The 22,100-nt window shown below is 65.4% G+C and carries 20 protein-coding genes and 1 tRNA gene; 15 read left to right on the top strand and 6 right to left on the bottom strand.

From position 1 onward, the window contains the following. Positions 1-232 precede the first annotated feature (232 nt). From GRI47_RS00660 to GRI47_RS00650, 3 genes are all read left to right on the top strand, one after another. A complete protein-coding gene (locus tag GRI47_RS00660) occupies positions 233-424 on the top strand; it encodes a NepR family anti-sigma factor (protein WP_160659496.1) in 192 nt (63 codons plus the stop codon). Next, positions 424-1,032 (top strand): sigma-70 family RNA polymerase sigma factor, encoded by a 609-nt coding sequence (locus GRI47_RS00655; protein WP_160659495.1) that lies wholly within the window; start codon positions 424-426, stop codon positions 1,030-1,032. Before GRI47_RS00660 ends, GRI47_RS00655 begins: the two co-directional genes overlap by 1 nt. A 69-nt stretch (positions 1,033-1,101) precedes the next feature. Next, positions 1,102-2,319 carry an AI-2E family transporter gene (locus GRI47_RS00650; protein WP_160659494.1) on the top strand — a complete coding sequence of 406 codons (1,218 nt, stop codon included), beginning with the start codon at positions 1,102-1,104 and terminating at the stop codon, positions 2,317-2,319. A gap of 122 nt (positions 2,320-2,441) precedes the next feature. Here GRI47_RS00650 and GRI47_RS00645 read toward each other — a convergent pair whose 3' ends face one another. Continuing rightward, positions 2,442-3,056, bottom strand: a complete 615-nt coding sequence (locus tag GRI47_RS00645) for a superoxide dismutase (protein WP_160659493.1) — start codon at positions 3,054-3,056, stop codon at positions 2,442-2,444. A gap of 221 nt (positions 3,057-3,277) precedes the next feature. On the opposite strand from GRI47_RS00645, the gene glmM reads away from it, so the two are divergent. After that, positions 3,278-4,615: a phosphoglucosamine mutase gene (glmM, locus tag GRI47_RS00640; RefSeq protein WP_160659492.1), complete on the top strand. Its 1,338-nt coding sequence runs from the start codon at positions 3,278-3,280 to the stop codon at positions 4,613-4,615. Continuing rightward, positions 4,612-5,439 carry a bifunctional hydroxymethylpyrimidine kinase/phosphomethylpyrimidine kinase gene (thiD, locus tag GRI47_RS00635; protein ID WP_160659491.1) on the top strand — a complete coding sequence of 276 codons (828 nt, stop codon included), beginning with the start codon at positions 4,612-4,614 and terminating at the stop codon, positions 5,437-5,439. Before glmM ends, thiD begins: the two co-directional genes overlap by 4 nt. A 13-nt stretch (positions 5,440-5,452) precedes the next feature. Here thiD and GRI47_RS00630 read toward each other — a convergent pair whose 3' ends face one another. The 3 genes from GRI47_RS00630 to GRI47_RS00620 are packed head-to-tail and all read right to left on the bottom strand — an operon-like array spanning position 5,453 to position 9,314. Next, positions 5,453-6,346, bottom strand: a complete 894-nt coding sequence (locus tag GRI47_RS00630; RefSeq protein ID WP_160659490.1) for an LOG family protein — start codon at positions 6,344-6,346, stop codon at positions 5,453-5,455. Between the two features lie 44 nt (positions 6,347-6,390). Continuing rightward, positions 6,391-8,706 carry a putative bifunctional diguanylate cyclase/phosphodiesterase gene (locus GRI47_RS00625; protein WP_160659489.1) on the bottom strand — a complete coding sequence of 772 codons (2,316 nt, stop codon included), beginning with the start codon at positions 8,704-8,706 and terminating at the stop codon, positions 6,391-6,393. Next, entirely contained in the window at positions 8,703-9,314 is a 612-nt protein-coding gene (locus tag GRI47_RS00620; RefSeq protein ID WP_160659488.1) for a cupredoxin domain-containing protein, read from the bottom strand. Before GRI47_RS00620 ends, GRI47_RS00625 begins: the two co-directional genes overlap by 4 nt. Before the next feature lie 85 nt (positions 9,315-9,399). On the opposite strand from GRI47_RS00620, the gene GRI47_RS00615 reads away from it, so the two are divergent. From GRI47_RS00615 to GRI47_RS00595, 6 genes are all read left to right on the top strand, one after another. Continuing rightward, positions 9,400-10,482 (top strand): DUF3034 family protein, encoded by a 1,083-nt coding sequence (locus tag GRI47_RS00615; protein WP_237452581.1) that lies wholly within the window; start codon positions 9,400-9,402, stop codon positions 10,480-10,482. A 20-nt stretch (positions 10,483-10,502) separates the two neighbouring features. Then, positions 10,503-11,039, top strand: a complete 537-nt coding sequence (locus GRI47_RS00610; protein WP_160659487.1) for a group I truncated hemoglobin — start codon at positions 10,503-10,505, stop codon at positions 11,037-11,039. 67 nt (positions 11,040-11,106) lie between these two features. Then, a complete protein-coding gene (locus GRI47_RS00605; RefSeq protein WP_160659486.1) occupies positions 11,107-12,264 on the top strand; it encodes a PepSY-associated TM helix domain-containing protein in 1,158 nt (385 codons plus the stop codon). Continuing rightward, on the top strand, positions 12,261-12,503 hold the full coding sequence (locus GRI47_RS14720) for a hypothetical protein (RefSeq protein WP_202387458.1): 243 nt from the start codon (positions 12,261-12,263) through the stop codon (positions 12,501-12,503). Before GRI47_RS00605 ends, GRI47_RS14720 begins: the two co-directional genes overlap by 4 nt. Before the next feature lie 12 nt (positions 12,504-12,515). Further along, on the top strand, positions 12,516-14,633 hold the full coding sequence (locus GRI47_RS00600) for a TonB-dependent receptor (protein WP_160659485.1): 2,118 nt from the start codon (positions 12,516-12,518) through the stop codon (positions 14,631-14,633). 147 nt (positions 14,634-14,780) lie between these two features. Beyond that, on the top strand, positions 14,781-16,955 hold the full coding sequence (locus GRI47_RS00595) for a prolyl oligopeptidase family serine peptidase (protein WP_160659484.1): 2,175 nt from the start codon (positions 14,781-14,783) through the stop codon (positions 16,953-16,955). 127 nt (positions 16,956-17,082) lie between these two features. Here GRI47_RS00595 and GRI47_RS00590 read toward each other — a convergent pair. After that, positions 17,083-17,156: transfer RNA gene (locus GRI47_RS00590), tRNA-Gln, on the bottom strand. Between the two features lie 202 nt (positions 17,157-17,358). Between GRI47_RS00590 and GRI47_RS00585 the strand changes: the two genes are divergently transcribed. After that, positions 17,359-18,642, top strand: coding sequence for a Ppx/GppA phosphatase family protein (locus tag GRI47_RS00585; protein WP_160659483.1), 1,284 nt, complete (start codon positions 17,359-17,361; stop codon positions 18,640-18,642). Further along, positions 18,639-19,304 (top strand): SAM-dependent methyltransferase, encoded by a 666-nt coding sequence (locus GRI47_RS00580; protein ID WP_160659482.1) that lies wholly within the window; start codon positions 18,639-18,641, stop codon positions 19,302-19,304. Before GRI47_RS00585 ends, GRI47_RS00580 begins: the two co-directional genes overlap by 4 nt. A gap of 66 nt (positions 19,305-19,370) precedes the next feature. Here the strand turns inward: GRI47_RS00580 and GRI47_RS00575 are convergent, their stop codons facing one another. Continuing rightward, positions 19,371-20,075, bottom strand: coding sequence for a c-type cytochrome (locus GRI47_RS00575; RefSeq protein ID WP_160659481.1), 705 nt, complete (start codon positions 20,073-20,075; stop codon positions 19,371-19,373). 160 nt (positions 20,076-20,235) lie between these two features. Here GRI47_RS00575 and GRI47_RS00570 point away from each other — a divergent pair, with 160 nt between their 5' ends. Both GRI47_RS00570 and bla read left to right on the top strand, forming a co-directional pair. After that, complete coding sequence (locus tag GRI47_RS00570) at positions 20,236-21,162, top strand: prephenate dehydratase (RefSeq protein ID WP_160659480.1); 927 nt, start codon at positions 20,236-20,238, stop codon at positions 21,160-21,162. After that, positions 21,159-22,097 (top strand): class A beta-lactamase, encoded by a 939-nt coding sequence (gene bla / locus GRI47_RS00565; RefSeq protein ID WP_160659479.1) that lies wholly within the window; start codon positions 21,159-21,161, stop codon positions 22,095-22,097. The genes GRI47_RS00570 and bla overlap by 4 nt, the downstream gene beginning before the upstream one ends. The last annotated feature ends 3 nt before the right edge of the window (positions 22,098-22,100 follow it).

Below are 22,100 nucleotides of genomic sequence, written 5' to 3'. Positions count from 1 at the left end.
CCAAAGAGTGCCTTTTCCCAATTGCCGGGGGAGCGGTTCGGTTCGGCCGAACGCGCAGAAACCTCAGGACACTCACATTATCGACACGGACGTCTGGGCGAAATTCCCGGATACGTCAAAACAGGGAACAAAAATATGGGGGCATCGTTCCCTCCAAACTCACGGGATCGACATCTGCACCGGGGTTCCCTATCTCCGGTGCCTGGAATGACAGGAACCTACCTTTCCGCCTATGAAATCCGAACAGGACAAAGACGCCGGGCGCTTACCCGCTGCTGGCGCGGCACCAGTCGAGAAAAGCAAGGCTCGTACCGAACGCCCCGAATGGGCGACGGGCTTGCGGCAGCTTTACGATTCCGTTGTCGACGAGGACATACCGGATCAATTCAAGGATCTGCTATCGCAGCTGGACACTAAGAGCTGATGGGGTCGAACACACGCACGGTCGCGGAAAAGGCCGATTTCAAACGGGAACTGACAGAGGTCGTTCCGCATCTGCGCGCCTTTGCGCGCGGGTTGTGCGGTCGCGCCGACATGGCGGACGATCTGGTGCAGGAAGCCCTGCTCAAGGCCTGGGCGGCGCAGGAACGGTTCGAGCCGGGCACCTCGATGCGCGCATGGACCTTCGTGATCCTGCGCAACGCCTATCTGACCGATATGCGCCGCAACCGCTTCCGCGGGGAATATGACGAGAACGTCGCCGAACGCGTCCTCACCGCGCCCGCGGGCCAGGAAGAGCCTTTGCACCTGTCCGACATGCATCGCGCTCTGCTGACCCTGCCGCCCGAGCGGCGCGAGGCCCTGCTGCTGGTGGGGGCAGGCGGCTTCTCCTACGAAGAAGCGGCGAATATCTGCGGCTGTGCCGTCGGCACGATCAAGAGCCGGGTCGGTCGCGCCCGCGCCGCGCTGAACGCGATGCTCGCCGACGGGTCGATCCCGCGCCGCTCCACATCGGACGACGCGGCGCATCGGGCGATCCTCGAAGAACTGGATGAAGTTGCCGCCGGCAATGGTATCGCCGCGCGCAATTGAGCGCCTTGCGGTCGCGTCCATAGAGGATGCGATGCGGGTTTCGCCTCGCCTCGCGTACCGACCTCTCGCATGAGCGACGCTAATCCCGGACCGGTGGGAACGCCGCAAGACCCTGCCGTGCCTGAACGCGCGCCGCGCGTCGGGCGCAGGATGGGCTTCGCGGAACAGGAATTGCGGCTGATTTCGGCGCTGGTCGTACTCATCGGCCTTGGCCTCTTTTTCGCCCTGCCTTTCGTGCTGTCGATCGGATCGGTCGTCTTCCTGCCCGTGACGGCGGCCCTCGTCCTCACGATCATCCTGTCCCCGCTGGCGGACAGGCTGGCGGCGTGGGGGCTTCCCAACGTGCTCGCATCCTTCATTGCACTGCTCGTCTTTCTCGGCGTCCTTCTTCTTGCGCTCGCCCTGATCCTGCAACCCGCGACGGTCCTGTTCGACCGCCTGCCCACCATGATCGCCACCGCCGGCGCCCGCTTCGCCGATTTGCGCAACCAGTTCGGCTGGGTGGCGCAGATCAACGAGCAGCTGGCCGAACTCATGACCCGCGAGGAATCGCGCGAGGTCGTGGTGGCGACACCGAGCCTGCTCGAGGAACTCGCCTTCGCCACGCCGAGCGTGGTGATCGAGACGATCCTGACCTTCCTGATGGCCTTCTTCATGGTCGAGGCGCGCGTGAGATTGCGCCAGAAGCTCCTGTTCGGGCGCAGCTCCTTCGGCACCAGCGTCAAGGCCGCACGGGTTCTGCGCGAAGTGCAGGATCGCGTCGCCGCCTATGTGCTGACGGTGGGCTGGATCAATATCTGCGTGGGCATCGTCGCCGGGCTCGGCGCCTGGGCGCTGGGGGTCGAGGCACCGGTGATGTGGGGCGGCCTTGCCGCGCTGCTGAATTTCCTGCCCTATATCGGCCCGACGATCATGGTCGGCCTGCTGGCGCTGTTCGGCATCGGAACGATGGAGACGGTGCTGATCGGCCTGATCCCAGCGGCGGCCTATCTGGGCCTGCACACCGTGGAAGCGAATGTCGTGACGCCTTCGATTTTGGGCGCGCGGTTCACGATGAACCCGGTCATGATCCTGATCGCGCTGATGTATTTCTCGTGGATCTGGGGGATGATCGGCGCGCTGCTGTCGGTGCCGATCCTGCTGATGCTCACCGCCCTGTTCGATCATATCGGGAGGCCGAACCTGATAGGCTTCGTGTTCGGTGAGCCGCTATTCGCCAACAATGTGTTCGAAAGCGAAAGCGATGGTGCGAACGCTTCTGCGGGCGACGATACGCGCACGAGCTGACCGCCACGACGAGCTCGCAACGGCGTCGCAACGCGCCTGGAACGGGGTTGCAACCCATACGAAAACGGCCCGCACCGCGCGTGGCGGTACGGGCCGATCTTTTCGCTTAGGTAATACCCGGCTTAGCTCGAATATTTCCAGGTTTCGCCGCGCGCCAGATTGTCGGACGCGAAGCTCCAGTTGATCTTGCTGCCGAGAACCGCGTCGAGATATTCCGGACGCTTGTTCTGGTGGTCGAGATAATAGGCGTGTTCCCACAAGTCGATCGTCAGCAGCGGATTGACACCGTCCTTGTCGGCCAGCGTATCGCCATCATGCGTTTCTTCGATCGTCAGCTCGCCATCCTTGACCGCGAGCCAGACCCAGCCGCTGGCGAAGTGGCCTGCGCCACGCTCTGCGAGCTTCTTCTTCAAGTCCTCGGTCGAGCCGAAGGCCTTGTCGATCATCGACTGCAATTCGTCGGAAATCTTGCCTTCTTCGGCAGCCATCGAATGCCAGTAGAAGCCGTGGTTCCAGGCCTGGGCCGAATTGTTGAACAGGCCCTGGTCGCTGCCGCGCGCCGCCGCGATCACCTCTTCGAGCGATTTGTCCGCATGGTCGGTGCCTTCGATCGCCTTGTTGGTCTTGTCGACATAGGCCTGGTGATGCTTTCCGTGGTGATAGGAGAGAGTTTCCGCCGAAACGGCCGGATCGAGCGCGCTGTCGGCATAGGGAAGGTCGGTGAGTTTGAAAGCCATGTCGTAAAAGTCCCTCTTTGGTTTCGATAGGGTTGGGGCGGTTAGCCGCGTGTATGGTGGATTAACGCATATACGCCATGATTGTTGCACAGCGGGGAACCAATTTCTTGCCTGCCCGTGATCGCTTCGCTCGATTGGAAATCCGAAGGAGGCACCCCCCTTCCCTTTCGCGGCCATTCGCGCCAGAAGCGCCACCGTAAATCAGGCATTTGGACAATCGCATGGCACGCAAGTTCTTCGGCACGGACGGGATCCGGGGCCGCACCAATTCCGGCAAGATGACCGCCGCGATGGCGATGACGGTGGGGCAGGCCGCCGGTCTCCATTTCCGCCGGGGCGATCACCGGCACCGGGTCGTGATCGGCAAGGATACGCGGCTGTCGGGCTATATGATGGAAAGCGCGCTGGTGGCGGGCTTCACCAGTTCGGGCATGGATGTCATCATGACCGGGCCGCTGCCCACCCCGGCCATCGCCATGCTGACCCGCGAAATGCGCGCCGATCTGGGCGTGATGATCTCCGCCAGCCACAATCCTTACGAGGATAACGGGATCAAGCTGTTCGGCCCCGACGGGTTCAAGCTGTCGGACGAGGACGAATTGGCGATCGAGGCCCTGATCGGCGAACAGCCCGTCCTCGCCGATGCGCCCGAGATCGGCCGCGCGCGCCGGATCGAGGATGCGCGCGGGCGCTATATCCACGCGATCAAGCAATCGGTCGGCCCGGCCATGCGCTTCGACGGGCTGAAGGTCGTCATCGATTGCGCCAATGGCGCGGCCTATCAGGTTGCCCCGTCCGCGATCTGGGAATTGGGGGCCGAGGTTGTCACGCTCGGCGTGGAACCCAATGGCACCAACATCAACCGCAATGTCGGCTCCACCGCGCTCGACGCCGTCAAGGCCAAGGTGGTCGAGGTCGGCGCGGATATCGGCATCGCGCTCGACGGGGATGCCGACAGATTGATCGTGGTCGACGAGAAGGGCCGCACGGTCGATGGCGACCAGATCATGGCCCTGATCGCGGACCGGATGGCGGACAAGGGCGTGTTGCGGGGCGGCGGCGTGGTCGCCACCGTCATGTCCAATCTCGGCCTCGAACGCCATCTTGCCGAGCGCGGGCTGACGCTGGAGCGCACCAAGGTCGGCGATCGGTATGTGCTGGAGCGGATGAAGGAAGGCGGCTTCAATGTTGGCGGCGAGCAATCGGGGCACATGATCCTGCTCGATCACGGCACCACCGGAGACGGCACGATCGCGGCGCTGCGCGTGCTGTCGAGCCTCGTCTGGTCGGGCAAGCCGGCGAGCGAATTGCTGCACGTCTTCGATCCCGTTCCGCAATTGCTGAAGAACGTGCGCTACGAAGGCAGCTCCCCCCTCGATGACGAGACGGTCAAACGGGTTATCGCCGACGCCGAAAGCGAGCTTTCCGGCAAGGGGCGCCTCGTCATCCGCGCTTCGGGCACCGAGCCGCTTATCCGCGTAATGGCCGAAGGCGACGATGCCGATCAGGTCGAAACCGTGGTCGACCGTATCTGCGACGCGGTGCGCGGCGCGGCATGAGTTCACCTACCCCCCCTTCCGTGCCGCCCCGCATCCTCACCATCGCAGGGTCCGACAGTTCGGGCGGCGCCGGGATCCAGGCCGATCTCAAGACGATCGCCATGCTGGGCGGTTACGGGATGAGCGCGATCACCGCCGTCACCGCGCAGAACACCGAGGGCGTCCAGGCAGTCGAGACGCTGGAGGCGGATTTCGTCATGGCGCAGGTCGATGCCTGCCTCGACGACATCGGCGCCGACGGGATCAAGATCGGGATGCTGGGATCGCCCGCGATCGCGCACGCTCTCGCGGTCAGGCTGGACAGCTTCGCAGGCCCGATCGTGTTCGACCCGGTGATGATCGCGACGAGCGGCGCGACCCTCGCGGACGAGGCGACGATTGGGGGCTTCGCCGAATTGATGGCCATCGCGACCGTCGTCACGCCGAACATCCCCGAACTGGCCGTGCTGACCGGGCGAGAGGCCTTGTCCGAAGACGATATCGTCGAAGCGGGGCTGGAGCTTGCGGCCCGCCACGATGTCATGGTCCTCGCCAAGGGCGGCCATGCCGAAACGGGCGATCAGGTCCTCGACCGGGTGCTGGCGCCCAGCGGCAAGATCGCGAGCTTCGGCCATGCCCGGCTCGACACGCGCCACACCCATGGGACGGGCTGCACCCTGTCGGCGGCGCTGGCGACGATGCTCGCCCATCGCCTGCCCCTGACCGATGCGGTGCGGATGGCGCGCGCCTTCACCTTCGCCGCCATCGAGAACGCGCCCGGCTTCGGCGCCGGACATGGGCCGCTCGGCCATCAGGCCGTGCGCAGGCTGGCCGAGCCTGACTGAGCGACCGGGTAGCCTAGCGCTTCAATTCGTAGAATGCTGCGATGTGGTCCCAGGCATCCTCGGCGCTTTCGCACCAGCGGAACAGGTCGAGATCGGCGTGATTGATCGTGCCTTCTTCGGCCAAGGCTTCGAAATTCACCACGCGCGTCCAGAAATCCTTGCCGAACAGCAGGATCGGCATCGGCTTCATCTTGCCGGTCTGGATGAGGGTGAGCAGTTCGAAGAATTCGTCGAACGTCCCGAACCCGCCCGGAAACACCGCCACCGCCTTGGCGCGCAGCAGGAAATGCATCTTGCGCAGCGCGAAATAGTGGAAGTTTAGCGAGAGATACGGCGTCACATACTGGTTGGGCGCCTGTTCGTGTGGCAGGATGATGTTGAGGCCGACGCTTTCGCCGCCCGCATCGCTCGCGCCGCGATTGGCCGCTTCCATGATCGAAGGGCCGCCGCCCGAACACACGACGAACTGGCGCTTGCCGTTCTCGATGATGGATTTCTCGGTCGCGATCTTGGCGAGCTTGCGCGCCTCGGCGTAATATTTGCTTTTCGCGACCAGGCTCTCGACGACGCGGCGTTCGTCCTCGGGCAGGTCCTTGGCGCCTTCAAGCGCGGTGTCGGCCGCTTCGGGCGGAGGGATGCGGGCGCTGCCATACATCACCAGCGTCGAGCCGACGCCCGCTTCGTCGAGGATCATTTCGGGCTTCAGCAGTTCGAGCTGGAAGCGGACCGGGCGCAATTCCTCGCGCAGCAGGAAATCGGTGTCCTGGAACGCCAGCTGATACGCCGGATGCGCGGTCTGCGGCGTCTGGCGCGGCTGCGATTTCTCGAACTTCGCCTCTTCTTCGGCCGGATAGAACTTGCGGTCGCTCAGATCGCGTTCGGTCTTGTCTGTCTTTTCGTTTTTCATCACCGCGCCGATAGGTCGGCAGGCCGACCCGATCAAGCATCCTGTCAGGCCGTGGCGCGCTGCCTCGGTTTCGCCGCCATCTCATCGAACAGCTCGTTCACTCCCGCGCTCGGGATCGGCTCGCTGAGCAGGTAGCCCTGGATATATTGGCAGCCTTCGCGGCGCAGGATTTCCAGCTGCTCGGGCAGTTCGACGCCTTCCGCCAGCGTATCCATCCCCAACGCCTCTGCCAGGGTGGTGATCGCGCGGATCACGGCATGGGCGTTGCCCTCCTGCGCCAGATCCTGGACGAAGCTGCGGTCGATCTTGACCTTGTCGAAGGGGAAGCTGCGCAGATAGCTCAGCGAGGAATACCCCGTTCCGAAATCGTCGAGCGCGATGCGCACGCCGACATCGCGCAGCGAATGCAGCGTCCCCAGCGTCTTCTCGACATTGGCGATGAACACGCTCTCCGTAATTTCCAGCTCCAGCCTTTCGGGCGAAAGGCCGGTCGCTGTCAGCGCCTGCATGATCGTGGTGGCAAGGCCCGGAGCGAGGAATTGCTTGGGCGAGATATTCACCGCGACAGACAGGTTGTCGGGCCAGGCGCGCGCAATACGGCAGGCCTCGCGCAGGACCCATTCGCCGATCGGCAGGATCAGGCCGGTCTCTTCGGCCAGGGGGATGAATTCGCCCGGACTGACCATCCCCTTGGTTGGGTGCGGCCAGCGGATCAGCGCCTCGAAACCCTGCAGGCGGTCCGCACGCAGATCGTAGAGGGGCTGGAAATACAGCTCGAACCCACCGTCGCGGATCGCCAGCCTTAGATCCAGTTCCATCTCGCGGCGGCGGCGCGCCTGTTCGTCGAGCGAGGGTTCGAAGAAATGGTGGTTGGCCTTGCCGTCCCTCTTGGCGCGATAGAGCGCGAGGTCGGCGTGCTTCATCAAGGTGATGCCGTCCGCCCCGTCACCCGGCGCGACGGCGATGCCGATGCTGGCGGAACTGACCGCCTGATGGCCGCCCAGATCGACCGGACGTTCGAAACAGGCCTGGATCTCGTCGGCGAGCGCGGTGAGATTTTGGTCGGGATCGATGCCCTTGACCAGCACCGCGAATTCGTCCCCGCCGAACCGCGCGACCTTCGCCTGGGGCAGGTGCTTGCGCAGGTGAACGGCGGTTTCGCGCAGCAGCGCATCGCCCGCCGGATGGCCCATCGTGTCGTTGACGACCTTGAAATCGTCGAGGTCGACATAGGCGACCAGGATTTGATCGTCGTCCCTCCGCAGCGACAGCGCCTCGTCCAGCTGCTGGACGAACAGCTTGCGGTTGGGCAGCCCCGTCAGCCCGTCATGCAGGCCGACATGGATGATCTCGCGCTCGCGCTCGGCGATCGCCTGGACCATGCCGTTGAAATTGGTTGCGAGGCGGCCGATCTCGTCCTCGCCCTCGACCGCGAGCGTCGCATCCTCCCCGCGCGCGAATTTGCGCACTGCGATATCGAGGCGATTGAGCGGCCGCGTGATGCTGCCGGCGATACGGAAGCCGAGCGCGATGACGAGCGCCAGTCCGGCGGCGATGACGGCGGCGAGCAGATAGCGCAGCGAGGCATATTGCGCCAAGGCTTCGGTAAGCGAATGCTGGAGCACGAGGCGCGGCTCGATCCCGTCCTGCAAGGCGGGCAGGCGCGAGACGTGATAGAGGCCGTCGTCCTGCCCCGGCGCTTCGACGATTTGGCCATCCGCGCTTTTCGCGGCCCAGTCGGGCAGGTCGGATTGCGACGCGACGCGCGCCTGCATGTCGACCGCGCCCAGCTTCGCAAGGCGGTCCATCTCCCTGGCGCCGAGCGGTTGCGTCACCACCAGCCAGCCCACGAGATCGGGCACTTCGATCGGCGATGACGCGGCGAGCGCGAATTCGTCACCATAGCGCATCAGGCCCTTCTGGTTACCGTCATCGAGCGGCCCCCAGATCGTATCCACCGGGGGATGGCGCCCGCTGCCATCATCCACCATCGACCCGTCGAGACCGACCACGAAAGCCGATCCGCTCTTGGCGCGCGCCCGAAGCGATCGCAGCGCGCTCGCGATTGTCGCGCTATCGCCGGTGGCGACCGCTTCGCGAAAACCGAAATCGCGCGACAGGACCTCCGCCGAGGCGCGCATCTGCTGCGCGCGCAGGTCGAGGATTTCGTCGACGACCTTGGCGTTCGCCGCGAGATCGCCGGATGCGGCCCGTTCGCCGAACCGTTCGATGCTCTGGCTGACGAGGATCATGACGACCGACATGACCAAGGCGAACAGGATCGTGAACAGGACCGCGATCCGCAGGCGCAGGGTCCCGAAACGCAAGCTCGGGAGCCGGTCGAGAAACATGCCTTTCATCGCAAATTGACCGCGAGCCGGTGCCTGTTCGAACCGCCCGAAATCGTAACGGTGCGGCGCATCTCATTGCCCGGAGCCCGCAGGCGCGGGTGCCAGACCGTGATGACCGCCGAACCGCTCGGAACCGCATCGAGCGACAGCATCCCGTTATGATCGGTCTTGCCCGCATAAGGCGTGTCGACGACGCGGATATAGCCCCGCATGTCGTCATGGATGTTGCAGCCCAGCGCCACCGCGCCCGCGATCGGGAAATTCTGGGTCCGGGTCTGGTCGCGCCCGAACAGGTCGATCTCGAACCGCGCGGGCTTGGAGAAGCTGTAGACCGAATGGCGCACCTTATCGAGATTGGGAAACGCCACCGTGCTGCCCCGCGCGACCACCAGCGTACCGGGCACGAATTGTTCGTTGCGCTGCGCCATCGCCATCCGCCAGGGGAAGGTGATGCGGCCGCTTTCGGACCCTGCCGCGTCGATTTCCACCACTGCATCGCGCACCGGCACGCCCTTGGCATCGACCACCTGAACCCGCACCGGCACGCTCGCGGCGGCCCAGGCGGCGGTCAGGGGAATGACGATGAGGAGGCAGAGCAGGGAAATCGTTCGGATCATGATCCACGCGATAATACGACATTCCTTAAATTTCTCTGCCGCGAGGATTAGAAGAATATTGACCATTGTGTGGGAGGGGGCTGCCATGACCTCGCGCTTCCTCACCGCAGCTTCGGCGATCGCCTTTCTGTCCGCCGCATCGTCCGCGAATGCCGCCGAGGCGCAGATCGCCTACGATACGGCGCTTTTCCACACGGAGTATGACGGCGTTTCGAACAGCGCGATCGCGCCTGCTTCGGCGCCTTCGACGGGTGGTGACGCTACGGCACAGGCGGGAACCGCACAGCGCGCAATTTCTACGCAATTTGCTGATTCCGAAGAAGAACAGGGTTCGAGCGCAGCGGGCGCGCCCATGGTCACCCCGTCCTTCCGGGACGGCTATTCGCGTAAGCTGTTGCTCACCAACGGGATCGCCAGTCTCGAAGGCGCCAGCGGCGGAGGAATCGCGAATTGGGCGATCCTTGCCGGAATGCAGGAACGCGGCTTCGGCGGCGGCCTCCATGCGACCGCCGTTCTCCTGCCCGATTTCGACTGGCAGAGCTTCGGCGCGGGCGTCAGCTACGCCAATCGCGTCGAACTGTCCTATGCGCGCCAGCGTTTCGACACGCGCGATGTCGGCGCGGCCTTGGGCCTCGGCCAGGGTTTCACCTTCGATCAGGACGTCTTCGGCGCCAAATTGCGGCTGTTCGGCGATGCGGTCTATGGCGACCCGCTGCTGCCTCAGGTCAGCCTGTCGATCCAGCACAAGCGAAATCGCGATAGCGCGGTGGTCCGCGCGGTGGGCGCGCTGCACGATAGCGGCACCGATATCGCCCTGTCGGCGACCAAGCTGCTGCTCGCGCAAAGTATTCTCGTGGGCGGGACCGTGCGCCTGACCAAGGCCAACCAGACCGGCCTGCTCGGTTTCGGGAGCGCGGCGAACCCAGATTATTCGCTCCAGTTCGAAGGCTCGCTCGCCTATCAGCTGTCGCGCCGCGCGGTCGTGGGCGCGGAAGTGCGCACCAAGCCCGACAATCTGGGCCTCGGCGAGGACGATTGGATGGATCTGTTCGCGGCCATCGCGCCGACCGATTTCCTCACGCTCACCGCCGCCTATGCCGATCTCGGCTCGATTGCCACGTTCGAGGATCAGCGCGGCGCGTTTCTCCAGGCCCAGCTGGCCTTCTGACCTTATCCCAGGATTTTCCCATGTTTTCAAATGCCGCCACGATCGCCCTCGCCCTGCTCTTCCAGCAAGCGCCGGACGAGAATGTCGATTGGGACGCCGAATTCGGTGTCGAGGAGGTCGAGCGCGATCCCGTCACCGGCGAACTTCCGGTCGAGGATTACGAACAGAGCAACGCCAATGCCGGAGCCACGCCCTTTTCCGGGGACGGAATGGCGCAGGCCTTCGGCGGGCAGGACGGCATCCGTCGCATCACCGACCGCCTGATTGCGCTCAACACCGCCGATCCGCGCATCGCAGCAGTCTTCGAAGGCCATGACATGGTCCGCCTGCGCCGGGTGCTGTTCGAACAGTTCTGCTACATCCTCAACGCCGGCTGCACCTATACCGGGCGCGACATGAAGGATTCGCATTCCGGCATGGGCACGACGCGCGGCGACATGAATGCGCTGGTCGAGAACCTGCAACGGGCGATGCGCGAAGAAGGCGTCGGATTCCGGGCGCAGAATCGCTTCCTGTCGAAGCTTGCGCCGATGTCGGGCGACGTGATCACCCGCTGATCGCGCATTTTGCTATTGAGAGTTATTCTCATTGACGGAGCGACCGCACCCGGCTAGCCGCCCCGTCATGACGCGCGGGACGATCAAGACCTGGTATCTGATTCACAAATGGAGCGGTCTGATTCCGACCGTGTTCCTGCTGATGCTCTGCATCACCGGCCTGCCGCTGATCTTCCATGACGAGATCGACGCAATGATGGAGGATGGAGCCTCGTCGGCGCTTGCGGGGACGCCGTCCGCCGAAGGAGGCCTGCCGCTCGATGCGATGCTGGCCACCGCGCTCGCCGAACGGCCCGGCGAAGTCCCGCTGTTCATGGCTTTCAGCCCCGATTCGCCGCTTCTGACCGTAACCACCGGCCCGACGCCCGATGCGGCGGGCGAGGATATGAGCCTCCTCTTCCTCGACCGGGCGACCGGCGCATCGCTTGGCCCCGCACCGACCAATCCGGTGATGGATTTCCTGTTGCAATTGCACACCGACATGTTCCTGGGATTGCCGGGCATGTGGGTGCTGGGCGCGATGGGTCTGCTATTCGTCGTCGCGCTGGTTTCGGGCACGGTCCTTTACGCGCCCTTCATGCGACGCCTCGCTTTCGGGACCGTGCGCGCCGATCGCAGCGAACGTGTAAAACGGCTCGACCAGCATAATCTGATCGGCGTGGTCGCGCTCGCCTGGATGGCGGTGATCGGCCTGACCGGCGCGATCAACGCCTTCGCCGATCCGCTGACCGATAGCTGGCGCGATGGCGAGGTCGCCGCGATGGCCGCGGCCTATGAAGGCGAAGCGCCGTTGCCGCCCGCGCGCTACGGCTCGCTCGACACCGCGATGGCCTCGGCGCAGGCCGTCCTGCCCGGCCGATCGCCCCAGTTCATCGGCTTTCCCGGCGGCGACTGGTCGAGCGGGCATCATTACGCGATCTTCTTCCAGGGCGACCGCCCGCTGACGCAGAACCTGCTGACGCCCGCGCTCGTCGATGCCGAGACCGGCGAACTGACCGATGCGCGCACCATGCCCGCGCTCAACCAGGCGCTGATGATGTCGAAGCCGCTGCATTTCGGCGATTACGGCGGGCTGCCGCTCAAGATCGTCTGGGCGCTGCTGACCTGCGCGACGATCTGGGTGCTGTGGACCGGCGTGATGCTGTGGCTGCGCCGCCGTCCGGGCGCGCTGGAGCGGCGGATCGAGGAAATCGCCAGCGGCGGTTTCAGGAGAGTGCGCGCATGATGCCTTTCTCTCCCGACCGCAGCCGAAAGGCGCACGCCGCACGCCGCCTCACGCATCGCCGCAGCAATCTGGAAATCTTCGTCTGGCCGCTCCTGATCGGTTTCGCCAGCATTCTCGGCCTCGTCCTCGGCCTGACCGGCGACGGCCTGCGCGATCTTGCCTGCTGGGTCCTCCTGGGCCTCGCACCGCTCGTCATAATCGCGGCGCTCCTGCGCCGCCGCACCCAGCCTTCCAACTAGAAAGACTCTCCGATGGTCCCCGCCTACCGCATCTCCTCGCTCGCCCTGATCGCCTCGCTTGCAACTGCGACGCATGCGCAGCAATCGACCCCGCAATCCTCCGAACAATCCGCCGAAATCGTCGTCACCGCGCAGGCCGAGAACGCCACCGAGGTGGTGAATGGCGGCAGCGCGGGCGTGCTGGGCGACAAGCCTGCCGAGGATCTGCCCTTCACCATCCGCTCCTATGACGAAAGCCTGATCCGCAACCAGCAGCCGCAAACCCTCGGCGCGGTGCTGGAGAATGATCCGACCATCCGCACGACCTACGGCTTCGGCAATGCCGCCGAACAGTTCATCGTGCGCGGCTTCAGCCTGTTCGGGGACGATGTGGGCGTCAACGGTCTCTACGGGATCGGCCCGCGCCAACTGGTCGCGCCCGAACTGTTCGGCAGCGTGCAGGTCCTGAACGGAGCCAGCGCGTTCCTCAACGGCGCCGCGCCGGGCGGCTCAGGCCTGGGCGGCAATGTCAATCTGATCCTGAAGCGCGCGCAGACCCGCGACTTCGTCCGGGCCACCGCCAGCGCGGAAGAAAGCGCGCGCTTCGGCGGCGCAGTCGACGTCTCGCGCCGTTTCGGTGCGAATGGCGAATGGGGCCTGCGCGTCAACGGCGCCTATCGCGACGGCGAAACCGCGATCGACCGCGAGGATCGCCGGACCGCCGTGATCGGCACCGCGCTCGATTACGATAGCGGGCCGTTCCGCGCCGTGCTCGACCTCGCCTACCAGGAAATCCGGGTCGATGCGCTGCGCCCCAAGGTGACGGTGGCGACGGCCACGATCCCCGCCGTGCCTGAAGCGGACGCCAATTACGCGCAGGACTTCACCTATAGCGAATTGCGCGACGTGTTCGGGACGCTGAGCCTCGAATACGACATCGCCGACAATGCGCTGCTCTATGCCCGCGCGGGCGCGCGCGATGGGGACGAGGCGGGACTCTATGGCGGCATCACCGTCAACGACGCGACAAGCGGCGCGGCAAGAGGAACGGCCCTGTTCGTCCCTGCGACAACCAATAACGAAGCAATCGAGGCGGGCCTGCGCGTGAAGCTGGGCAGCACGATCACGCATGAATTCAATTTCGGCGGCAATGCCAATTGGCAGGTGTTCCGCACGGCCTTCGATTTCCTGCCCGGATACGCTACCAATCTCTCTGCAACGCCCCAGGTGCCCGAACCCATCGGCCCCGGCTTCGTCGGCGGCGATCTCGCCGATCCGAACCCAACCGCGCGCACCACTTTGTGGAGCGCTTTTGCCAGCGACACGATCGGTCTGTTCGGCGATCGCGTGCTTCTGACCGGCGGCATGCGCCTGCAGACGATCCGCCAGGAAAACACCAATTACGATGGCACGCCCGGCGCCATCTATGACGAGAACGCCGTCACGCCCGTCGCCGGGATCGTGGTCAAGCCGACAGAGCGCCTGTCGCTCTATGCCAACCGGATCGAAGCGCTCCAGCAGGGGCCGAGCGTGCCGGTCGATCCCAACAACCCCACCACCAATCTCGGCCAGTCGCTGCCCCCACGCAAATCGACCCAGTACGAATTCGGCGGGAAGCTGGGGCTCGGCGGGATGTTGCTGACGCTCGGCGCCTATCGCATCGATCGGCCGGGCGAAGGCGTGCGTGCCGATGGCAGCTTCGGCTATCTGGGCGAACAGCGCCATGAGGGGATCGAATTCACCGCCAATGGCGAGGTCGCACCCGGCCTTCGCCTGATCGGCGGCGCGGCGCTGACCGACACCGAATTCGTGAACGGGAACGCGGTGCCGGGCGTGCCCGAATACACCGCCAACGCCAATGTCGAATGGGATCTGGGCTTCGTCCCCGGCCTCACGCTGACGGGCCGCGTCGTGCAGACGGGGGAGCAATTCGTCGATCAGGCCAACACGCTCAAGCTCGACAGCTGGACGCGCTTCGATCTCGGCGCGCGCTACGTCTTCGCGGCGGCTGACACGCCGGTCACGCTTCGCCTCTCGGTCGATAACGTCGCCAATAAACGTTATTGGGCGAGCGCGTTCGATGCCTTCTCCCCTGCCCTGTTGCAAGGCGGACCCCGCGCGGTGAAGGCCTCGATCTCCGCCGACTTCTGATCGGTGTGACGGGGAGCGCGTCGTCCGACCGCTCCCCTCTGACCGCTCCCCTCCGACCGCTCCCATCTGGTATTCGTCGAGTTTCGCCTTGCCCCGGCGACGATCGCGCCGCACGATCCGCGCGACTATTCGGGTAAGGGGTTTATCATGAAGACGATCACAATTTCGGCGTTCGCGCTGGCAGCGGCGCTTGCGGCAAGCGCGGCACCGCAGGCGCTGTCCGCACAGGAGACCACCACCATGGCCGAGGAAACCGAGGCGCCGTTCGAAAGCGAAAACGATCCCTTCATCTGGCTGGAAGAGGCGCGCAGCGTGCCCGCCCTGTCCTGGGTGCGCTCGGAGAACGAGCGCGTCGACCAGACACTCGGCAACGATCCGCGCTTCGCCGAATTGAAGGCCGAAGCGCTCGCCATCCTCGATAGCGAGGATCGCATCCCCTATGTCAGCTTCACGCCGCACGGGCTGATGAATTTCTGGCAGGACGCGAAAAATCCCAAGGGTGTGCTGCGCCTCACCACGCTCGACAGCTATCGCACCGACAGCCCGCAATGGGAGACGGTTCTCGATATCGACGCGCTGGCGCGCGAAGAGGGCCGCGAATGGGTGTTCGCGGGCTTCAACTGCCTGCCGCCCGAAGGCAATCGCTGCATGGTTGGCCTGTCCGATGGGGGCAAGGATGCCAACGAGATGCGCGAATTCGACGTGGAAGCGCGCCAATTCGTCGACGGCGGTTTCCGCCTGTCGGAGAGCCAGGGCGGCGTCAGCTGGATCGATGACGATACGCTGCTCGTCAGCCGCGATTTCGGCGAAGGCACGCTGACCGAGAGCCTCTATCCCTTCACCACCCGCCTCTGGAAGCGAGGCACGCCGATCGAGGACGCGCCCGAAATCTTCCGTGGCGAGCCGTCGGACGTATCCGCGGGCGCGATCCTGCTGCGCGACTCGACCGGAACGGTACAGGCCCGCGCCGCCTATCGCGGCCTGAGTTTCCATGAGCGCGCCTATTATCTGCAACAGGGCGAGAAATGGACCCGGCTCGCCATGCCGGAGAAATCCGGCCTGTTCGGTATCGTCGACGGGCATGTCCTCTTCAGCACCGACGTGCCCTGGACGGTCGACGGTATCACCTTCCCGGCGGATTCGATCGTCGCCGCCGATCTCGAGGAATGGAAGGCCGATCCCAATGGTGCAGCCAAGTCGCTGGTCTGGGCGCCCGGTGAGCGCCAGACCAAGCAGGGCGCCTCGATCACCGCCAATTCGATGTTCGTGAACCTGCTCGACAATGTGCGCGGGCAGGTGCTCAAATTCGATTACGAGAACGGCGAATGGGTCAGCCGCCGCGTCGCCCTGCCCGACAACGCCACGGTGGGCGTCGCCGCGTCGGACAATGAAAGCGACCGGATCATGTATTCGGTCACCGACTTCCTGACGCCCAGCACGCTCTATTATTCGGACGGCAGCGGGGCGCCCGAAGTGCTCAAGACCAGCCCCGCGCGCTTTTCTGCCGAAGGGATGGAGGTCGAACAGTTCGAGGCCATCAGCAAGGACGGGACGCGCATCCCCTATTTCGTGGTCAAGCCCGCGGGGATGACAATGGACGGGACCACGCCGACGCTCCTGTCCGGCTATGGCGGCTTCCAGGTCCCGCGCCTGCCCGGCTATCTCGGCACCACGGGCAAGCTCTGGCTGGAGCGCGGCGGGGCCTATGTGCTCGGCAATATGCGCGGCGGGGGCGAATTCGGCCCCGAATGGCACCAGACCGCGATCCGCGAGAACAAGCAGCGCACCTGGGACGATTTCATCGCCATCGCCGAAGATCTGGTGAAGCGCGGCATCACCAGCCCGCAGCATCTCGGCATCCAGGGCGGCAGCCAGGGTGGCCTGCTGGTCGGCACCGCCTTCACCCAGCGCCCCGATCTCTACAACGCGGCGATCGTCCAGATCCCGCTCTTCGACATGTTGCGCTATCACGAGATCGGGCGCGGCGCGTCGTGGATCGGTGAATATGGCGATCCGCGCATCGCCGAACAGCGCGGCTGGATCGAACCTTACTCGCCCTATCAGAAGCTGACGCAGGACACCGATTTCCCGACACCCTTCTACATCACCAGCACTGCCGACGACCGCACCCACCCCGCCCACGGGCGCAAGGCGGCGGCCCGGATGAGCGCGCAGGGTCAGGCCTATTACTATTACGAGGACATGACCGGCGGCCATTCGGGCGGCGTCGACAACGACCAGCGCGCCAAATTGCTGGCCCTGCAGCACGTCTATCTGATGCAGCAGCTGATGGACGAAGGCGGCGGCTACGACGAGGACTAATCCGTCGACCCAGGCGGTGCGGCCCGCACGATGCGCGGCGCACCGCCCTGCCCAGATACTCAGGTCACGCCCACGACGCCGAGCGCGCGGCTGCGCTCGCGTTTGTTTGATTGTCTGTTCGAGAAACTGGATGCCCCGCGAGGATTCGAACCTCGATTGACGGAGTCAGAGTCCGTAGTCTTGCCATTAGACGACGGGGCATCGGCACGATGGCTGCCCGGCGCGGAAACGGTCGGGAAGCGGTGCGAGCGGCGCCCTTAGGAAAAGCGCGCAGCACGGTCAAGGGGGTCCGAACGCTCGCGATCCGTCAGCCGCTTGCCCTCACCGGGCTTCCGCTGTAGCATCCGTGTCAGGTCCCCGCATCGCACGCCGCGCTGCGGGAGGATAATGGAAGACACGATTTATGGCGGACGCTCCTCCGCCGGACGCAACAGGGGCTGGCAAGCGACGGGGCGGCACGTCCGGCAAGGTAGCCGATTTTCGCTACAAGCGCCCCGCCCAGCCCGAAAAGAAGCGCCGCGATGCGCGCTCTGGCCATGAACGTTCGGGCCCTGAGCGTTCAGGCCGTGAGCGTTCTGGACAAGCGTCGCCGCTGCCTTCGCAGATGCGTCCCGACGCGGGGGCGCAGTCGCGCGCAGGCAGCGCGCGCAGGCAGGCCTATGCGGCCCTCGATCTCGGTACGAATAATTGCCGTCTGCTGATCGCGCGGCCTTCCGGCGAAAACTTCACCGTCATCGACGCCTTCAGCCGGGTCGTGCGCCTCGGCGAAGGGCTCGCGGCGTCGGGGCGCCTGTCCGATGTGGCGATGGACCGCGCGCTGGCCGCCCTCCATGTCTGCGCGGAGAAACTGCGGCGGCGCAACGTCCATCTCGCCCGCTCGGTCGCGACCGAAGCCTGCCGCCGTGCCGCCAATGGCGAGCGCTTCATCGAGCGCGTGCGCGAGGAAACCGGCATCGCGCTGGACATCATCTCCGCACAGGAAGAAGCGCGGCTGGCCGTGCTCGGTTGCCATATCCTGCTGGAAGACGGGCGCGATGGCACCAGAGGTCCGGCGGTCATCTTCGATATCGGCGGCGGTTCGACCGAACTCGTCCTGATCGAACCGGGCGGGCCGGTCCCGCGCATTCTCGACTGGATGAGCGTGCCCTGGGGCGTCGTCTCGCTGACCGACAGCGTGGACGGGCCGGACGGAACGGCAGCGGGCCGCGCGGCGCGCTATGCGGCGATGCGCGCCATCGTCGACAAGAGCTTCGCGCCCTTCGCGCGCCGCATCGCACCCTATCGCGACACCGACGAGGGTATCCGCCTTCTCGGCACGAGCGGGACCGTCACCACTCTGGCAAGCCTGCACCTCGAACTGCCGCAATATGATCGCCGCGCGGTCGACGGGCTGGTCGTGCCCTCCGCCTCGATGCGCGACATCTCGACCAGGCTGTCGACCATGAGCGAGGCCGAGCGCGGCACGCTTCCCTGTATCGGGGACGACCGTGCGAATCTGGTGGTGGCGGGGTGTGCGATCCTCGAATCGATCCTCGACATCTGGCCCGCGCGCGATCTGGCGGTAGCCGACAGGGGTATTCGCGAAGGCATATTGCGCAGCCTGATCGCCGCCGATGCCGAAGGCGAGCGCAGCCGCGAGGAATTGCAGCGCGCGCGCGATGTCACCCGCTCGGGAGCATCGTTGTGAGCAGGGGCAGCAAGGATGCGGGCAAGCGCGTCAGGACCGCGCGCGGGCGGACGGCCTCGTCGACTCGCTGGCTCGAACGGCAGTTGAACGATCCTTACGTCAAGCAGGCCAAGGCCGAAGGCTATCGCAGCCGCGCGGCCTACAAGCTGATCGAGCTCGACGACAAGTTCGGCCTCTTGAAGGGCGTGGCGCGCGTGGTCGACCTCGGCATCGCGCCCGGCGGCTGGAGCCAGGTCGTGAGAAAACGCGCGCCCAAGGCCGCCATCGTCGGGATCGATCTGCTGGAAGTCGAACCCATTGAAGGCGTCGCGATCCTGCAGATGGATTTCATGGACGACGCCGCGCCCGCCGCCTTGGAAGCGGAGCTGGACGGGCCGCCCGATCTCGTCCTGAGCGACATGGCCGCCAACACGGTGGGCCACAAGCAGACCGATCATCTGCGCACGATGGGGCTGGTCGAAGCGGGCGCCTGGTTCGCGACCGAAAATCTCGCGCCCGGCGGGGCTTATGTGGCCAAGGTCCTCGCCGGGGGGACCGATGCCGACCTGCTGACGCTGCTCAAGAAGCATTTCCGCACGGTCAAGCACGCGAAGCCGCCCGCGAGCCGCAAGGGATCGAGCGAGTGGTATGTCATCGCGCAGGGCTTCAAGGGCCGCGCCTGATCGTCGATGAAATGAGACAGGATGACGTACCGGATCGACCGGCCCGCCGAAATCGTCTTCGCGGGATCAGGCGCCCGGCTTGGTCGCCCCATCATTGGTCGTGGCACCCTGCTCGCTCGGCACCGGCTGGTCGTCGCCCATGGCGCCCGCTGCCTGCACCGAACCGGTGTCCCCACCCTCGATCGCGCCCGGCCCCTCGGCTGCACCGTCGACCGCTTCACCCTCTTCCGCTTCGGGAGCGGCAGGGGCAGGCTTGGCAGGTGCACCGCCATTGGCGGCGAGATATTCCATGACGTTGGCGCGGTCTTCGGGGCTCGAAAGCCCGGCGAAGCTCATCTTGGTGCCGCTGGCAAAGGCGCGCGGGCTCTTCAGCCATTCGTTCATGGTTTCCCAATTCCACTGGCCGCCATGGTCCGCCAAGGCACTCGAATAGGCGAAGCCGGGTGCGTGCGCGCCGATCGTGGTGCCGAACACGCCGTAGAGATTCGGACCGATGCCGTTCGCCCCACCCTGGTTGATGGTGTGGCAAGCGGTGCACTTGGCGAACACCTTTTCGCCCGCTGCGGCATCCGCGCTGGCGAGCAGGGTGCCGAGGTCCGGCCCCGCATCCTCGCCCGCGCCCTCTTCCGGTGCATCGATGAAATAGCCCGGCTCCTCAGGGCTTTCAGGCTTGTCGGCATGGAAATACATGCCCGAAGCGATCGAGGATCCGAGCGCGACGATGCCTGCGAAAAGCACCCAGCCGGCGGCAGTGTTGAACTTGTCGTCCATGCGAGAAAAGGTCCGCGTATCTGTTCTGTATCGAGGTGTTCGGGCCCGCATTAGTGTGACGGGGGTGCTTGCGCAAGTGGCATGGGCGAAAGCGGGAACCGGCCACCCTGCGCCCGCAAACCGCTTGCGAGCGTTCGTGACGCTGGATAGCAGGCGGGCGATGCGAAAATTTCCCGCCCCCGCGCTGGCCATGGTCGATTCCATGCGCGCCGCCGCCGCCGCAGAGCCCGCCCGCGCCATCGCCTTCGGAGGCGCGCCGGGGTCGAATTCCCACCAGGCGACCATGCAGTTCGCACCCGATGCGCTGCCGCTGCCCTGCTATGGCTTCGAGGACGCGCTCGACGCGGTGAAGAGCGGTGCGGCGGGCGCGGCGATGATCCCGATCGAGAATTCGCAGCACGGGCGCGTGGCGGATATCCACTTCCTGCTGCCCGAAAGCGGGCTTTCGATCGTGGCGGAACATTTCATGCGCATCACCCACGCGCTGATGGCGGTGCCCAATCAGGATGGCGGCTTCGGACCGTTCAGCGCGGCCTACAGCCATCCGCAGGCGCTCGGCCAGTCGCGCGAATATCTGCTCGCCCGCAACATCGTGCCGATGAGCCATGCCGATACGGCGGGCGCGGCGGCCTTCGTCGCGGAGAAGGGCGATCCCAACCTCGCAGCCCTTGCCCCGCCGATGGCCGCCGAGCTGTACGGGCTAGAGATCGTGGAGGACGCGGTCGAGGATGCGCATGACAACACCACGCGCTTCGTTCTGCTGGCGAAGGAGGCCCGCGATCCCCTAAAGCTTTTGGGCGAGCTTGCGAGCGGACGGGAAACCGCGATGACGACCTTCGTCTTCGAAGTGAAGAACGTGCCCGCCGCGCTCTACAAGGCGCTGGGCTGCTTCGCGACGAACGGCGTCAACATGACCAAGCTGGAAAGCTACCAAAAGGGCGCCAGCTTCGCCGCGACGCGTTTCTACGCCGATGCGGAGGGCGCGCCCGGCGATCCCCGCATAGATGCGGCGCTGGAGGAGCTGGAATTCCAGTGCAACAGCGTACGCCTGCTCGGCAGCTACGCGCAGGCGAGGAAACGGGGATGACGACGCGACGGACCCTATTGGGAGGCGGGCTGACCGCTATGGCCGGACTGGCCCTTGGCGGCTGCATACCACGCGACACATCGGAGGCAGGGCGGCTGGAAGCGCAGTTCCGCCTGATCGAGGTGGCCACCGGCGGCACGTTCGGCATTGCGGCCTATGACACGCGGGCGGATCGCATGATCGCCTATCGCGGGGACGAGCGGTTCGCGCTCGCTTCGACCTTCAAGGCCTCGCTCGCCGCGTTCGCGATGACGGAAGCCCAGGCGGGGCGGATTGATCTCGACGAGCGCACATTTTGGACGCAAGCCGATTTCGTATTCCACCGGCCTTTCACGGGCGAGCGGGTGGACAGCGGCGCGACCTGGCGCGAACTGGCCTATGCCGCGCAGACCCAGTCGGACAATGTGGCGGCGAACCTGCTTTTGAAAAGGCTTGGCGGCCCCGAAGCTTTGACGGCGTTCTGGCGCAGCCTGGGCGATCCGGTGTCGCGGCTCGATCGTTTCGAAACCGACCTCAACCGCGTTCCTCCGGGCACCGTCGAGGATACCACGACGCCCGCCACCATGGCGCGCACGCTCGCGACCCTTCTGTTTGCGGAGGACCGCACGCCGCTGGTGCCCGAACGCCGTCAGGAACTGCGTCGCTGGATGGCCGAAAGCGTGACCGGCCTGCAAAAGATTCGCGCAGGCTTACCGCGCGGCTGGGAAGCGGGCGACAAGACCGGCAATTCGAGCGACTGGCCCGATGCACCCCAGGTGCGCGGCGATATCGGCTTCGTCATCGGGCCGCTCGATGCGCCCGTGACCTTTGCCGCCTACCACCGCTCTCCGCTCGGCGCGCCGCTGGACGATGCGCCTGTCGATGCGGGGTTCGCGGCGATCGGGCGCGCGCTACGCGGTTATGTCGAGCGCACCCAGATCGTCATAAACAGCTGAGCG

Source organism: Qipengyuania pelagi, assembly GCF_009827295.1.
In the GTDB taxonomy this organism is placed as follows: Bacteria; Pseudomonadota; Alphaproteobacteria; order Sphingomonadales; family Sphingomonadaceae; genus Qipengyuania; species Qipengyuania pelagi.
This window is presented reverse-complemented; position numbering and strand designations above follow the sequence as displayed.

Coding starts and splice junctions, on each gene's coding strand:
- GRI47_RS00660 (WP_160659496.1), top strand. CDS start 233: ATGAAATCCGAACAGGACAAAGACGCCGGGCGCTTACCCGCTGCTGGC.
- GRI47_RS00655 (WP_160659495.1), top strand. CDS start 424: ATGGGGTCGAACACACGCACGGTCGCGGAAAAGGCCGATTTCAAACGG.
- GRI47_RS00650 (WP_160659494.1), top strand. CDS start 1,102: ATGAGCGACGCTAATCCCGGACCGGTGGGAACGCCGCAAGACCCTGCC.
- GRI47_RS00645 (WP_160659493.1), bottom strand. CDS start 3,056: ATGGCTTTCAAACTCACCGACCTTCCCTATGCCGACAGCGCGCTCGAT.
- glmM (WP_160659492.1), top strand. CDS start 3,278: ATGGCACGCAAGTTCTTCGGCACGGACGGGATCCGGGGCCGCACCAAT.
- thiD (WP_160659491.1), top strand. CDS start 4,612: ATGAGTTCACCTACCCCCCCTTCCGTGCCGCCCCGCATCCTCACCATC.
- GRI47_RS00630 (WP_160659490.1), bottom strand. CDS start 6,346: ATGAAAAACGAAAAGACAGACAAGACCGAACGCGATCTGAGCGACCGC.
- GRI47_RS00625 (WP_160659489.1), bottom strand. CDS start 8,706: ATGAAAGGCATGTTTCTCGACCGGCTCCCGAGCTTGCGTTTCGGGACC.
- GRI47_RS00620 (WP_160659488.1), bottom strand. CDS start 9,314: ATGATCCGAACGATTTCCCTGCTCTGCCTCCTCATCGTCATTCCCCTG.
- GRI47_RS00615 (WP_237452581.1), top strand. CDS start 9,400: ATGACCTCGCGCTTCCTCACCGCAGCTTCGGCGATCGCCTTTCTGTCC.
- GRI47_RS00610 (WP_160659487.1), top strand. CDS start 10,503: ATGTTTTCAAATGCCGCCACGATCGCCCTCGCCCTGCTCTTCCAGCAA.
- GRI47_RS00605 (WP_160659486.1), top strand. CDS start 11,107: ATGACGCGCGGGACGATCAAGACCTGGTATCTGATTCACAAATGGAGC.
- GRI47_RS14720 (WP_202387458.1), top strand. CDS start 12,261: ATGATGCCTTTCTCTCCCGACCGCAGCCGAAAGGCGCACGCCGCACGC.
- GRI47_RS00600 (WP_160659485.1), top strand. CDS start 12,516: ATGGTCCCCGCCTACCGCATCTCCTCGCTCGCCCTGATCGCCTCGCTT.
- GRI47_RS00595 (WP_160659484.1), top strand. CDS start 14,781: ATGAAGACGATCACAATTTCGGCGTTCGCGCTGGCAGCGGCGCTTGCG.
- GRI47_RS00585 (WP_160659483.1), top strand. CDS start 17,359: ATGGCGGACGCTCCTCCGCCGGACGCAACAGGGGCTGGCAAGCGACGG.
- GRI47_RS00575 (WP_160659481.1), bottom strand. CDS start 20,075: ATGGACGACAAGTTCAACACTGCCGCCGGCTGGGTGCTTTTCGCAGGC.
- GRI47_RS00570 (WP_160659480.1), top strand. CDS start 20,236: ATGCGAAAATTTCCCGCCCCCGCGCTGGCCATGGTCGATTCCATGCGC.
- bla (WP_160659479.1), top strand. CDS start 21,159: ATGACGACGCGACGGACCCTATTGGGAGGCGGGCTGACCGCTATGGCC.